11 protein-coding genes are annotated in these 12,691 nt (G+C 64.0%); 9 read left to right on the forward strand and 2 right to left on the reverse strand.

The annotated features are described in order from the left end of the window. Positions 1-52: 52 nt before the first annotated feature. Genes AAHE99_RS22335 through AAHE99_RS22365 form a run of 7 tightly spaced genes read left to right on the forward strand, consistent with a single transcriptional unit; the run spans position 53 to position 8,684 of the window. Entirely contained in the window at positions 53-1,864 is a 1,812-nt protein-coding gene (locus tag AAHE99_RS22335) for a methyl-accepting chemotaxis protein (RefSeq protein ID WP_342119564.1), read from the forward strand. Continuing rightward, positions 1,861-2,319 carry a chemotaxis protein CheW gene (locus AAHE99_RS22340; protein WP_342119566.1) on the forward strand — a complete coding sequence of 153 codons (459 nt, stop codon included), beginning with the start codon at positions 1,861-1,863 and terminating at the stop codon, positions 2,317-2,319. Before AAHE99_RS22335 ends, AAHE99_RS22340 begins: the two co-directional genes overlap by 4 nt. After that, the gene (locus AAHE99_RS22345) at positions 2,316-3,692 is read left to right on the forward strand and encodes a CheR family methyltransferase (protein ID WP_342119567.1); all 1,377 of its coding nucleotides are present in this window, start codon (positions 2,316-2,318) and stop codon (positions 3,690-3,692) included. The genes AAHE99_RS22340 and AAHE99_RS22345 overlap by 4 nt, the downstream gene beginning before the upstream one ends. Continuing rightward, positions 3,689-4,360 (forward strand): chemotaxis protein CheW, encoded by a 672-nt coding sequence (locus tag AAHE99_RS22350; RefSeq protein ID WP_342119568.1) that lies wholly within the window; start codon positions 3,689-3,691, stop codon positions 4,358-4,360. The genes AAHE99_RS22345 and AAHE99_RS22350 overlap by 4 nt, the downstream gene beginning before the upstream one ends. Next, positions 4,357-6,636 carry a hybrid sensor histidine kinase/response regulator gene (locus AAHE99_RS22355; RefSeq protein WP_342119569.1) on the forward strand — a complete coding sequence of 760 codons (2,280 nt, stop codon included), beginning with the start codon at positions 4,357-4,359 and terminating at the stop codon, positions 6,634-6,636. Before AAHE99_RS22350 ends, AAHE99_RS22355 begins: the two co-directional genes overlap by 4 nt. After that, positions 6,633-7,661, forward strand: coding sequence for a chemotaxis-specific protein-glutamate methyltransferase CheB (cheB, locus tag AAHE99_RS22360; RefSeq protein WP_342119571.1), 1,029 nt, complete (start codon positions 6,633-6,635; stop codon positions 7,659-7,661). Before AAHE99_RS22355 ends, cheB begins: the two co-directional genes overlap by 4 nt. 9 nt (positions 7,662-7,670) lie before the next feature. Further along, on the forward strand, positions 7,671-8,684 hold the full coding sequence (locus AAHE99_RS22365; protein WP_342119572.1) for a diguanylate cyclase: 1,014 nt from the start codon (positions 7,671-7,673) through the stop codon (positions 8,682-8,684). On the opposite strand, the gene murB is transcribed toward AAHE99_RS22365, so the two are convergent. Beyond that, positions 8,681-9,706 (reverse strand): UDP-N-acetylmuramate dehydrogenase, encoded by a 1,026-nt coding sequence (murB, locus tag AAHE99_RS22370; protein WP_342119574.1) that lies wholly within the window; start codon positions 9,704-9,706, stop codon positions 8,681-8,683. The genes AAHE99_RS22365 and murB overlap by 4 nt on opposite strands. Positions 9,707-9,841: 135 nt before the next feature. Between murB and AAHE99_RS22375 the strand changes: the two genes are divergently transcribed. Beyond that, positions 9,842-10,327 (forward strand): YajQ family cyclic di-GMP-binding protein, encoded by a 486-nt coding sequence (locus AAHE99_RS22375; RefSeq protein WP_342119575.1) that lies wholly within the window; start codon positions 9,842-9,844, stop codon positions 10,325-10,327. Positions 10,328-10,340: 13 nt separating this feature from the next. After that, on the forward strand, positions 10,341-11,600 hold the full coding sequence (locus tag AAHE99_RS22380) for a nitronate monooxygenase (protein WP_342119576.1): 1,260 nt from the start codon (positions 10,341-10,343) through the stop codon (positions 11,598-11,600). Between the two features lie 57 nt (positions 11,601-11,657). Here the strand turns inward: AAHE99_RS22380 and AAHE99_RS22385 are convergent, their stop codons facing one another. After that, positions 11,658-12,581, reverse strand: a complete 924-nt coding sequence (locus AAHE99_RS22385; RefSeq protein WP_342119578.1) for an exopolyphosphatase — start codon at positions 12,579-12,581, stop codon at positions 11,658-11,660. Between the last annotated feature and the right edge of the window lie 110 nt (positions 12,582-12,691).

A 12,691-nucleotide genomic window follows, 5' to 3' on the forward strand; every position in this document is an offset into this window, starting at 1 on the left:
TTTTTTTGTTACATTGCCTTGGAATAAAGCCATCCTCCCCGGAGACCAGCGCATGAACAATCTGAGCGTCAAGAACAAACTCTATATCGGCTTCGGCACCATAGTCGCAATCATCTTGCTACTGCTGATTCTGGCCTATAACAATTTCAACCGCCTGTCCGAAGCCAACCGCTGGGACAAGCACACGGCCGACGTACTGATCCAACTGGAAAATGTCTACTCCGCCTCGCTCGAGATCCAGAACGATACGCGCGGCTACCTGCTGACTGGCGACGAGTCCTACCTGGCTTCCAAGCAGGAACACTACGAAGAAATGAAGCAGCACCTGGACAAGGTACTGCGCCTGACCACGGACAACCCGCGCCAGCAGGAGCGCCTGAAACGCGCCCAGAGCATCATGCTGAACTGGGCCGACGTGCACATCCAGCGCCAGGTCGATTTGCGCAAGGAGCTGCGCGACAGCAAGGGCGCCGCCGACGCGGTCGGCCAGTCATCGGTCTTGAAGGAGGCCGTGCAGGTGCGCCGCCGGGGCCGCGACCTGCTGGAAGAGGCGTCGCAAGAGGAACTGCGCCTGCAGACCGAGCGCTTCGCCACCGGCCAGGGCTTGCAGGAGACCCAGGGCAACCTGTTCGCCGTCGGCGGTGCCGCCGTGGTGGCGCTGTCGCTGCTGGTATCGTATTTGCTGGCGCGCGCCATCCTCGGTCCATTGTCCGGTCTGACCACCATCCTGGCCCGCCTGGGCGCCGGTGATCTGGGGGCACGCGTCGACATCGCCTCCCGCGACGAGATGGGCCGCCTGGGCGAGGACGTCAACAAGATGGCGCAGCAGTTGCAGGACGGGATCGAGCGCGAGCTGGCGCAGACCAATGCGCTGCGCGCCAAAGTCGACTCTTTGCTGGAGACCGTGTCGCGTGCCGCCGGCGGCGACCTGACCGGCAAGATCACGGTCGGCGGCAACGACGCCATCGGCCAACTGGGCGATGGGCTGGGCAAAATGTTCGACAACCTGCGTGGGCTGCTGACCAATGTGCAGCGCGCCGGCATCCAGGTCACCACCTCCGCCACCGAGATCGCGGCATCGGCCAAGCAGCAGGAAGCGACCGGCGTCGAGCAGGCCCAGACTTCGGTCGAAGTACTTAGCACCACCAAGGAAATCTCCTCCAACACTTCCCAACTGCTGAAGACCATGGAGGAAGCGACTGCGGTGGCCGACTACACCACCACCGCCACCTCCGATGCGCAGGGCAACCTGCGCCGCATGGACCAGACCATGCAGAACATGGTGAACGCGACCGATTCGATCAACGCCAAGCTGGCGGCGCTGTCGGAGAAGGCGTCCAACATCAATTCGGTGCTGACCACCATTACCAAAGTGGCCGACCAGACCAATATCCTGTCGCTGAACGCCGCCATTGAAGCCGAAAAGGCCGGCGAGGCGGGACGCGGCTTCTCGGTGGTGGCGACGGAGATCCGTCGCCTGGCCGACCAGACTTCGGTCTCGACCTGGGATATCGAGCAGATGCTCAAGGAAATGCAGTCCGCCGTATCGGCCAGCGTGATGGGCATGGACAAGTTCTCGGAAGAGATCCGCCGCAGCGTGGGCGAGGTACGCCAGGTGACAGACCAGCTGTCCGGCGTGATGGACCAGGTGCAGAAGCTGGCGCCGCAGTTCGACGCCGTGCTGCAGGGCATGCAGGCGCAGGCGGTCGGCGCGCAGCAGATCACCGAGACCATGATGCAGCTGAACGATGCCACCCAGCAAACCGTCGAATCGCTGAAGGCCACCAGCGAGGCGGTACACCAGCTGCAATATGCGGCGGGCGACCTGCAATCGAGCGTGGCCACTTTCTCCGTGACTTCATGAAGGTCCTGGTCTTCCACATTGGCGCCGACCGCTACGGCCTGCCGTTGCGGCAGGTGCGGCGCGTGCTGCCCTTGCTGGAGTTGAAGGGCATTCCTCTGGCGCCGGACAGTGTGGCGGGCTTGATGAACTTGCACGGCGATCCGGTGCCGGTGATCGACCTGGCGCGTATCAGCGGCGGCCCGCCGGCGCGCCAGCATTTTGATACGCGCATCATGGTGGTTGATTACAGCACGCCGGGCGGCATGCTGCATGCCCTGGGGCTGATGGCCGAGCGCGTGCAGGGTGTGCAGAACGTTGTGGAGCAGGAGCTGGCGCCGAGCGGCGTGCAGGCTGCCCCTTTCCTGGGCCGCGTGGCGGGCGACGCCCTTGGCCTGGTGCAGCTGGTGGACGTGGACGCCCTGCTGCCGGCCGAACTGCGCGCGCGGCTATTCCCGGCGGAGGCGGCGGCTGAATGAAGGTCCTGTCCACCCTGCGCCGCTTGACTGGCCTGAACCTGGCCCGCAGCACCGTCGAACATGCGGTGAAGCGGCGCATGGACGCAACCGGGCAGCCGGTGCGCAAGTCCTATGTGGACGCGCTGGACGAAGCCGAGCTGCGCGAGCTGGTGGAGCTGGTGGTGGTGCCAGAATCGTGGCTGTTCCGGGATGCGCAGGCCTTTGTCGCGGCGGTGGACCAGGTGCGGCGGCGGCTGGCCGAAGGCGCCAACATCATCCGCATTCTCTCCGTCCCCTGCGCGGGCGGCGAAGAACCTTATTCGATGGCGATGGCGCTGTGCGATGCCGGCGTGCCGCCGCAATCGTTCATGATCGATGCGCTGGATATCAGCGCGGGCTGCGTTGCGCGCGCGCAGGCCGGCGTGTATGGCCGCAATGCTTTCCGCGCGCGGGACTTGTCGTTCCGCGACCGCTATTTCACCAGCCTGGGCGACGACGAATTCCGCATCAATGACGCGCTGCGGGCGCGCATCCGGTTCGCGCAGGGCAGCATCCTGGAGGGGGCGCTGGGGAGCGCGCGGCAGTATGACGTGATCTTTTGCCGCAACCTGCTGATTTATTTCGACGAGCCGACCACGGCGGCGGCGATTGAGCGCCTGTCTTCGCACCTGGCGGATGATGGCATGCTGCTGGCGGGGTATGCCGAGGTGCCGTCCTTCGTCCGCAACGGCTTTGCGCCGCTGCCGCACCGGCAGGCATTCGCCCTGCGCAAGGACATCCGCCAGCCCGGCCCGCCCGCCCGCCCCGCCCCCGACCGCCGCGCCACCCCGCGCGCCATGCCAGGCAGCCCGGCCGCTTCCGAAAGCCTCACCGCCCGCGCCAGGGCGAACAGCCGCGCGGCACAATCCGGCGGCTTGACGACATCAGTCGGCGCGGCGACTGCAGGCGCCCGCGCGATGTCGGGTGGCGCTGCGGCGTCCGGTGGCCTCGCAGGGCGCGGCGGCCAGGCGGCGGGCAAGCCGGGCTCTGGCAAGCCGCAGGGCGCCGGAGCAGCAGCAACGCCACCGCTGATCGCCGCCGGCGACGAATCCCTGCTCAAGCACGCCAGGACCCTGGCCGACGCCGGCAAGCTGGTGGAAGCGGATTCCGCCTGCCGCGAATATCTCGCCCAGCAGCCCGAATCAGCCGACGCCTACTTCATCCTCGGCCTGCTGGCCGAAACCGCCAGCAAGCCCGCCGAGGCGGAAGCACAACTGAAACGCTGCCTTTACCTGCAGCCCGACCATTACGAAGCGCTGTGTCACCTGGCCCTGCTGCAGGAGCAAAGCGGTAACCGCAGCGCAGCCGCCACCCTGAAAGCGCGTGCCGCACGCGCATTCCAGAAAAGACCATGACAGACCACATCCAAGAACTGGACGCCTGCTGGAACCGGATCGGCATCGCCGGCGACCATAGCTGCCCGATCCTGGAGCAGGCCGTCCATTGCCGCAACTGCGAGGTGTACGCCAACGCCGCCGTGCGCAACCTGCAGCGCCCCGTCAGCCCCGGCTATATGCGCGAATGGGCCGAGCACTTCCGCGCAGCCGAAGATCAAGGCCAGCGCCACGACAGCTCCTGCGTCACCTTCCGCATCGGCCGGGAATGGCTGTCCCTGCCCACCGCCATGTTCCAGCAGATCGCCCCGAAAGCCATCCCGCACCGCCTGCCGCACCGCAGCGCGCGCGGCCTGCGCGGCGTGGTCAATGCCGGCGGCAAGCTGTATCCCTGCATCTCGCTGGCCGACCTGCTCGGCATCGACGAAACAGGCGGCGAGGCGCGCGCCGGCCGCCATACCTTCGCCCGCATGCTGCTGGTGCGCTGGGAAGACCAGACCTACGCCCTGCCGGTGGCGGAACTGCACGGCATCATCCGCTACGCCGCCGCCGAACTGAAACCGCCCGCTGCCACCATCAACAAAGGCATCGAGCGCTTCCTGGCCGGCGTGCTGCCGCATGAGGACATGCAGGTCGGCTGCCTGGACGACAGCCTGCTTGGCTACCAACTCGCGAGGACGCTGCGATGACCGACAAGAAGGACGACCTGAGCCAGTTCTCCATGCTGGACTTGTTCCGCATGGAGGCGGACAGCCAGACCCAGATCCTGACCGACGGCCTGCTGGCGTTCGAACGCCGCAACGATCCTTCCGACATCGAGCCGATGATGCGCGCCGCCCACTCGATCAAGGGCGCCGCCGCCATCGTCGGCCTGGACATGGTGGTGCAGCTGGCGCACGGCATGGAGGACGCCTTCATCGCGGCCCAGGCGGGCAAGCTCAAACTGACGCCGAACCGCGTCGATGCGCTGCTGGCAGGCGTGGACCTGATCGTGCAGTGTTCGCGCATCAACGGCGACATGGATGCCTGGCTGGCCGCCAACGCGGCGCAGATCGGCAAGACCATGAACGAGGTGCAGGGCATCGCCTTCCTGCCCGAGCCGCTCGTAATGCCAAGCGCCTTTGCCCCGCCACCCGCGCTGGCGGCCGCACCGGACAGCGTGCCCGGCCCCGCACCAGCCGCCGAACCGGCCTCCGAACCCGCGGCCGAACCGGGCATCCCCGGCCGCAGCCTGCCGCCGATGAAGAACGCGCAGAACTTCGACCGCCTGCTGGCCCTGGCCAGCGAAGCGCGCATCAACGCGCACCAGCTGCATCCCCTGATCCAGGGCATGCAGCGCCACAAGCGCAACCAGGCCGCCCTGTTCGCCGTGCTGGAAGAACTGATGGACGCCGCCTCCACCGCCAGCGAGCCGGCGCTGAAGGAAAAGGCCCTGCTGGCGATCCAGAAAAGCCAGCCGCTCAAGCAGTTCATGCTGGAGCACATCACCGACATGGAAAACTACGAACGGCGCCTGCTGACCGGCTCGGAAAACATGGTGGATGAAGTGCTGTCCCTGCGCATGCGCCCGTTCCGCGACGGCATCCAGCACTTCCCGCGCATGGTGCGCGACCTGGCGCGCAGCCTTGGCAAAGACGTGGTGCTGCAGATCGAAGGCGAAGACACCCTGGTCGACCGCGATATCCTGCTGCGCATCGAAAGCCCGCTCAACCACATGCTGCGCAACGCCGTCGACCACGGCATGGAAACCGCGCAGGAGCGCCTGGCCGCCGGCAAACCCGCCACCGGCAGCATCATCATGGAAGCGCGCCACCGCGCCGGCATGCTGAACATCGAAATCAGCGACGACGGACGCGGCGTCGATCCGGACAAGATCCGCCGCACCGTGATCGAACGCAAGATGGCCACCGAGCAGATGGTGGCCAATATGTCGCAGGCCGAGTTGATGGAGTTCCTGTTCCTGCCCGCCTTCAGCCTGAAAGGCAGCATTACCGAGATTTCCGGGCGCGGCGTGGGCCTGGACATCGTGCACGACACCATCCGCCAGCAAAACGGCACGGTGCGCGTGGAGTCCGAACTGGGTAAGGGCTTCCGCAGCTCGATCACCCTGCCCCTCACGCAATCGATCGTGCGCGCCCTGGTGGTGGACGTCAAAGGCGAGGCCTACGCCATCCCCATCGTCAAGGTCGAACGCATCGTCAAAGTGGCGCAAAGCGCCGTGCACACGCTGGAAAACAAGCAGTTCTTCGACCACAACGGCGAACACCTTGGCCTGGTCGGCGCCGCCCACCTGCTGGAGCTGGGCGAGATGGAGCAGCAGGAAGAACTGTCGGTCGTGGTCATTGGCGGCAGCACGCGCCGCTATGCCCTGGTGGTGGACCGCATCCGCGGCGAGGAAAGCCTGGCGGTGCAGGCCATCGACCCGATTTTCGGCAAAATGCGCGACATTTCCGCCGCCGCCCTCCTCGACGATGGCGAACCTGTGCTGATCCTGGATGTGCCCGACCTGTTGCTTTCGATCGAAAAGCTGTTGCAGGAAGGCGGCTTGCACCAACTCACGCGCGCAGACCACGCCGGACGGCGTAGAATGAAACGCATCCTTGTCGTGGACGATTCGCTCACCGTGCGCGAAATGGAGCGGAAGCTGCTGGTGGGACGCGGCTTTGAAGTGGACATCGCCATTGACGGCATCGACGGCTGGAACGTGGTGCGCAGCGGCGACTACGACCTGGTCATCACCGACGTCGACATGCCGCGCATGGATGGTATCGAGCTGGTCAACCTGATCAAGAAAGACCTGAACTTGCACAAACTGCCCGTGATGATCGTATCCTACAAAGACCGGCCGGAAGACCGCGCGCGCGGCCTGGCCGCCGGCGCCGACTACTACCTGACCAAGGGCAGCTTCCACGACGAGACGCTGCTCGATGCCGTGTCCGACCTGATCGGCGACGCCTACCGATGAGAATCGCCATCGCCAACGACGTGCCGATGGCCGCGGAGGCGCTGCGCCGCGTGGTCGCCAGCACCCAGGAGCACCAGGTGGCGTGGATCGCCCGCACCGGACTGGAAGCGCTGCAAAAATGCAACGCCGACCGCCCCGACCTGATCCTGATGGACCTGAACATGCCGGAGCTGGACGGGGTCGAAGCCACCCGCCGCATCATGGACGAATGCCCGTGCGCCATCCTGGTGGTCACCGGGCGCCCGCAGGACAACGTAAACCAGGTGTTCCGCGCCCTGGGCGCCGGCGCGCTCGATGTCACGGCCACCCCGGTACTGCAAGGGCAGCAAGGCGGCGACGCGGAGCTGCTGCACAAGATCAAGACCATGGACAAGCTGATACGCCATAGCGGCGGCAGCCAGTCCATGTCGCCGCGCCGCGACGCCGTGCGCCACGATACGCCGGCCGGCACGCTCGATACCCTGGTCGCCATCGGCGCCTCCACCGGCGGCCCGATGGCGGTGGCGAAGATCCTGGCCGGCTGGACGCCGCCGCCCAATTGCGCCGTCGTGGTTGTCCAGCACATCGACGAAAACTTCGCCGACCATTTTGCCAAATGGTTATCAGAACAGCTGGCGGTACCAGTGCGCGCCATCGAAGGCCGCACTGCCCTGCAGGGCGGCGTGGTAATGGTCGCCAAGAGCAACGACCACTTGGTACTGGATGAAAAGTATCAACTGGGTTACGATGCCAACCCGAAGGACTACGCTTACCGACCCTCGGTCGACGTATTCTTTAACTGCGTGGCGCAGCACTGGCGCGGCGACGCGGTCGGCGTGCTGCTGACCGGCATGGGCCGCGACGGCGCCGAAGGCATGCTGGCCATGCGGCGCGCCGGCAAGGCCACCATCGCCCAGGACCAGGCCAGTTGCGCCGTGTACGGCATGCCGCGCGCCGCCATCGAACTGGACGCCGCACAAACCATCCTGCCCCTCGACAGGATCGGTCCTTTCCTGCGAAGTACGATCGGGGGCAAACTGATTTGAAAGAATGCGATGTCTGACGTACTCACCTTGAACCTGGATACCGAACCAAGCCTGACCAACTTCAAGGTGCGTGTGCTGCTGGTGGACGATCAACTGATTATCGTGGAAGCGGTGCGGCGCATGTTGGCCGGCGAAGACGATATCGAATTCCACTTCACCACCGATGCGCGCGAGGCACTGGCTTGCGCCAATTCGCTGCAACCTACCGTCATCCTGCAGGACCTGGTCATGCCCGAGGTGGACGGTTTTGAACTGATCCGCCGTTTCCGCGCCGAAGAAGCGCAGGCGCATGTGCCGATCATCGTGCTGTCCGCACGCGAAGACCCCAAGCTCAAGGCGCACGGCTTTGCCGTCGGCGCCAACGACTACCTGGTCAAGCTGCCGGACCGCCTGGAGCTGCTGGCGCGCGTGCGCTACCACTCCAACGCCCATATCAACCGCCTGCAGCGCGACCAGGCGTTCCGCTTCCTGCGCGAGAGCCAGCAGAAGCTGGCCGCCGCCAACGTGGAGCTGCAAAAGCTGGCCGCGCTGGATGCGCTGACCGGCATCGCCAACCGCCGCCGCTTCGACGAAAACCTGGTGCTGGAATGGCAGCGCGGGCAGCGCGACAAGACGCCGCTGTCGCTGCTAATGGTCGATATCGACTGCTTCAAGCACTACAACGACACTTACGGCCACCAGGCCGGCGACCTGGCGCTGAAGAAGGTCGCTGCGGTGCTGACCGAGAACCTGAAGCGCCCGGCCGACCTGGTCACGCGCTACGGCGGCGAAGAATTCGCCATCATCCTGCCGGAAACCGACAGCGACGGCGCCATGAGCGTGGCGCAAGCCTGCCAGCGCCAGCTGGAAAACCTGAAGATCGAGAATACCAAAGCCGCCCCATATGGCGTGCTGACGATGTCGGTCGGCGTGCACACCATGGTGCCGGACAAGCATTTCAACTGGGACGAGCTGGTCGCCGCCGCCGACCGCGCGCTCTACGCCGCCAAGGCCAACGGCCGCAACAACGTCGTCAAAGCTTAGATAAAGACCGGCTCCGGCTCCAGCGCCACGCCGTAGCGGGCCGCCACGTCGGCCTGGATGGCGGCGGCCAGCGCTTTCACTTCGGCGCCGGTGGCGCCGCCGTTATTGACCAGTACCAGCGCCTGTTTCGGGTAGACGCCCGCCGCGCCCATGCTGCGGCCCTTCCAGCCGCACTGGTCGATCAGCCATCCTGCGGCCAGCTTTTCGCTGCCATCCGCCTGGCGGTGGTGCACCAGGGTCGGGAACTGCTCCAGCAGGCGCGCGCAGTGTTCGGCGCTGACCACGGGATTCTTGAAGAAACTGCCGGCATTGCCAATTTGCGCCGGGTCGGGCAGCTTGCGGCGCCGGATTGCGATCACGGTGTCGGCCACCTGCTGCGGCGCCGGCGAAGCCAGGCCCTGCTCCGCAACGGCATTGGCCAGCTCCGCATAGCGCAGGTTGGGCTGCCAGTCGCGCGGCAAGGCGTAGGTCACGTCCAGGATGATCAGCTCCCGCCCCTCGTGCTTGAACACGCTGTCGCGGTAGGCGAAGCGGCAGGCCGCGCCGTCCATTTCGCGCACCGCGCCGCTGGCCGGGTCGAACGCCTTCAGCGCCAGGAAATAATCCTTGGTTTCCGCCCCGTAGGCCCCAATATTCTGGATCGGTGCTGCGCCCACAGTGCCCGGGATCAGGGACAGGTTTTCCAGCCCGCCGATGCCTTGCGCCAGCGTCCACTGCACGAAATCGTGCCAATTTTCGCCGGCGGCGGCGCGGACATGGCGGTGGCTGGCGGTACCGGCCAGGATTTCCCGGCCCTCGAGCGCGATATGCAGCACCAGGCCGGGGAAATCGCGCGTCAGCAGCAGGTTGCTGCCGCCGCCCAGCACCAGGCGCGGCATGGCGGCCAGTTGCGGATCTGCTAACGCATCGCGCAACACTTCCAGCGATGTCACGCGCAGGTAATGTTTGGCGTGTACATCAATTCTGAAAGTATTTAAATGCTTCAGTGGGAAGTCGTGCTGGATTAAATCGCGAAAAGGCATGGGCAGATCAAGTATTTGCTCGATTATAGTGCAATAGTGACAAAAACGACCGAGCGTTCGCTTGTTTGTCCGTTAAAATGTCGCTTCTTTAGAAACCGCACTCTAATGCGGTTGCTTCATTGTAAAGGAAAGAATATGCCATCGTTTGACGTTGTGTCCGAAGCGGACATGATCGAAGTACGCAACGCCGTAGACCAGGCCAAGAAGGAAATCGAAACCCGTTTCGACTTCAAAGGCACCGGCGCCGCCGTCGAACAAAAAAATGATGAACTGACGGTGACCGCCGATTCGGACTTCCAGCTGAACCAGGTCAAGGACGTGCTGACCAACAAGCTGGCCAAGCGCAAGGTCGACGTACGGTTCCTGGACGAGGGCAAGGTCGAGAAAATTGGTGGGGACAAAGTCAAGCAGGTCATCAAGGTGAAGAACGGTCTCGATTCCGAGACCGCGAAGAAGATCACCAAGGTCATCAAGGAAAGCAAGATGAAGGTCCAGGCCGCAATCCAGGGCGACACCGTACGCGTCACCGGCGCGAAACGCGACGACCTGCAGGCTGCCATGCAGCTGCTGCGCAAGGACGTGCCGGACACGCCCCTGGAATTCAATAATTTCCGCGATTGATCGAAGGACTGTAATGAAACGTGTTGACGATTTCCGCCTCAAGTTTGGCGACAAAGAGTATGTGCCAATCATGATCGGCGGGATGGGCGTGGATATCTCCACGACCGAACTGGCGCTGGAAGCGGCGCGCCTTGGCGGCATCGGCCATATTTCCGATGCCATGGTGGAGGATGTCTCGGACCGCAAGTTCGACACCACCTTCGTCAAGGACAAGACCAAGCTGTACAAGCACAACATTAACAACATGGACAAGTCCGAGGTGCAGTTCGACCTGGGCCGCCTGGCGGAAGCACAGCGCCGCCACGTGGGCGACACCATGCAGCGCAAGACCGGCCCCGGCCTGATCTTCGTGAACTGCATGGAAAAGCTGACCATGAACGGTCCGAAGGAAACCCTGCGCACCCGCCTGAACGCGGCGCTGGATGCCGGCATCGACGGCATCACCCTGTCGGCCGGCCTGCACTTCGGCTCCTTCGCGCTGATGGCCGACCACCCGCGCTTCCGCGAAGCGAAGCTGGGCATCATCGTGTCGTCCGTGCGCGCGCTGCAGATCTTCCTGCGCAAGAACCAGAAGCTGGACCGCTTGCCCGACTACGTGATCGTGGAAGGCCCGCTGGCCGGCGGCCACCTGGGCTTCGGCCTGGAGGACTGGAAGGAATTCGACCTGCATAAGATCGTGCAGGAGATCCTGGACTACATGAAGGCTGAAAACCTGGACGTGCCAGTGATCGCCGCGGGCGGCGTGTTCACCGGCAGCGATGCGGTGTCCTTCCTGGAGATGGGTGCGGCCGGCGTGCAGGTGGCGACCCGCTTCACCGTGACCAAGGAATGCGGCCTGCCGGACGACGTCAAGCAGGAATACTTCAAAGCCACCGAAGACGACGTGATCGTCAACGGCATTTCGCCGACCGGCTACCCGATGCGCATGCTGAAGCAGACCCCTGCGATCGGCGCCGGCATCCGTCCGGGCTGCGAATCCTACGGCTACCTGCTGGATGCCACCGGCAACTGCGCCTACATCAATTCGTACAACCGCGAAGTGGTGGCCAATGGCGGCAGCGACAAGGGCATCAAGGTGATGGACAAGACCTGCCTGTGCACGCACATGCGCAACTTCAACTGCTGGACTTGCGGCCACTACACCTACCGCCTGAAGGACACCTCGTTCAAGAAGCCGGACGGTTCCTACCAGCTGCTGACGGCGGAACACGTGTTCAAGGACTATCAGTTCTCGACCGAAAATTCCATATCCCTGCCTGAAAAAGACTTCTAATTCGCTTGCCTCAGCGAAGGTGTCTGACCCTGCGGGTCAGACACCGGTTTACCGGTTCTAGCCTTCCTTGTTGATGCGCGCCACCAGCGCCCCCAACACATCCTCCGCCATCTCATTCTCCACCTGGCAGGTGCCCGCATTCTCATGCCCGCCGCCGCCATACTCCAGCATCAGCGCGCCGATATTGGTCTTTGAGGTGCGGTTCAGAATCGACTTGCCGGTCGCGAACACCGTGTTCTGGTTCTTCAGCCCCCACAGCACGTGGATCGAGATGTTCTGCTCAGGATACAGAGCATAGATGACGAAGCGGTTACCCGCGTAAATCGTCTCCTCCTTGCGCAAATCCAGCACCACCAGGTTCTTGTGCACCGTGGCGCAGCGCTTGATCTGCTCCTTGCACTTCTCCGCATGCTCGAAATACAGGTCCTTGCGCTCTTTCACATCCGGCAGCGCCATGATCTCGTCGATGGTGTGCGAGCGGCAGTAGTCGATCAGGTCCATCATCAGGTTGTAGTTCGAGATGCGGAAATCGCGGAAGCGCCCCAGGCCGGTGCGCGCGTCCATCAGGAAGTTCAGCAAATCCCAGCCCTGCGGGTTGAGCACCTCGTCGCGGTTGAACTGCGCCGAATCGCCTTTGTCCACGGCCAGCATCATGTCGTTCCAGGCCGAGGGGAACTTGTTGCCGCCGCCGTAGTAGTCATACACCACGCGCGCCGCCGAGGGGGCGTTGGGATCGATGATGTGGTTCTGGCGGTCGCCCGTGTTGCGGATGGTTTCGGACAAGTGGTGGTCGAAGGCGAGATGGGCGCCTGCGACATAGGGAAGATTGGTGGTGATATCGCGGCTGGAGATGGCGATTTTCCCGTCCTGCATATCCTTGGGGTGCACGAACAGGATCTCATCGATCAGGTCCAGGTGCTTGAGCAGCACCGCGCATACCAGGCCATCAAAATCACTGCGGGTAACCAGGCGGAACTTCATGAAACTTCCCCTTTTCGTTGGTCTGAGTGGAAATGCATGATACCGCGCCCTTGCCGGGCGGCAGTGGAAAAGCAACAACAAGTATACAAAGAAATCATTGCCAGTTTCAC

Source organism: Pseudoduganella sp. OTU4001 (assembly GCF_038440195.1).
In the GTDB taxonomy this organism is placed as follows: domain Bacteria; phylum Pseudomonadota; class Gammaproteobacteria; order Burkholderiales; family Burkholderiaceae_D; genus Rugamonas.

Coding starts and splice junctions, on each gene's coding strand:
- AAHE99_RS22335 (WP_342119564.1), top strand. CDS start 53: ATGAACAATCTGAGCGTCAAGAACAAACTCTATATCGGCTTCGGCACC.
- AAHE99_RS22340 (WP_342119566.1), top strand. CDS start 1,861: ATGAAGGTCCTGGTCTTCCACATTGGCGCCGACCGCTACGGCCTGCCG.
- AAHE99_RS22345 (WP_342119567.1), top strand. CDS start 2,316: ATGAAGGTCCTGTCCACCCTGCGCCGCTTGACTGGCCTGAACCTGGCC.
- AAHE99_RS22350 (WP_342119568.1), top strand. CDS start 3,689: ATGACAGACCACATCCAAGAACTGGACGCCTGCTGGAACCGGATCGGC.
- AAHE99_RS22355 (WP_342119569.1), top strand. CDS start 4,357: ATGACCGACAAGAAGGACGACCTGAGCCAGTTCTCCATGCTGGACTTG.
- cheB (WP_342119571.1), top strand. CDS start 6,633: ATGAGAATCGCCATCGCCAACGACGTGCCGATGGCCGCGGAGGCGCTG.
- AAHE99_RS22365 (WP_342119572.1), top strand. CDS start 7,671: ATGTCTGACGTACTCACCTTGAACCTGGATACCGAACCAAGCCTGACC.
- murB (WP_342119574.1), bottom strand. CDS start 9,706: ATGCCTTTTCGCGATTTAATCCAGCACGACTTCCCACTGAAGCATTTA.
- AAHE99_RS22375 (WP_342119575.1), top strand. CDS start 9,842: ATGCCATCGTTTGACGTTGTGTCCGAAGCGGACATGATCGAAGTACGC.
- AAHE99_RS22380 (WP_342119576.1), top strand. CDS start 10,341: ATGAAACGTGTTGACGATTTCCGCCTCAAGTTTGGCGACAAAGAGTAT.
- AAHE99_RS22385 (WP_342119578.1), bottom strand. CDS start 12,581: ATGAAGTTCCGCCTGGTTACCCGCAGTGATTTTGATGGCCTGGTATGC.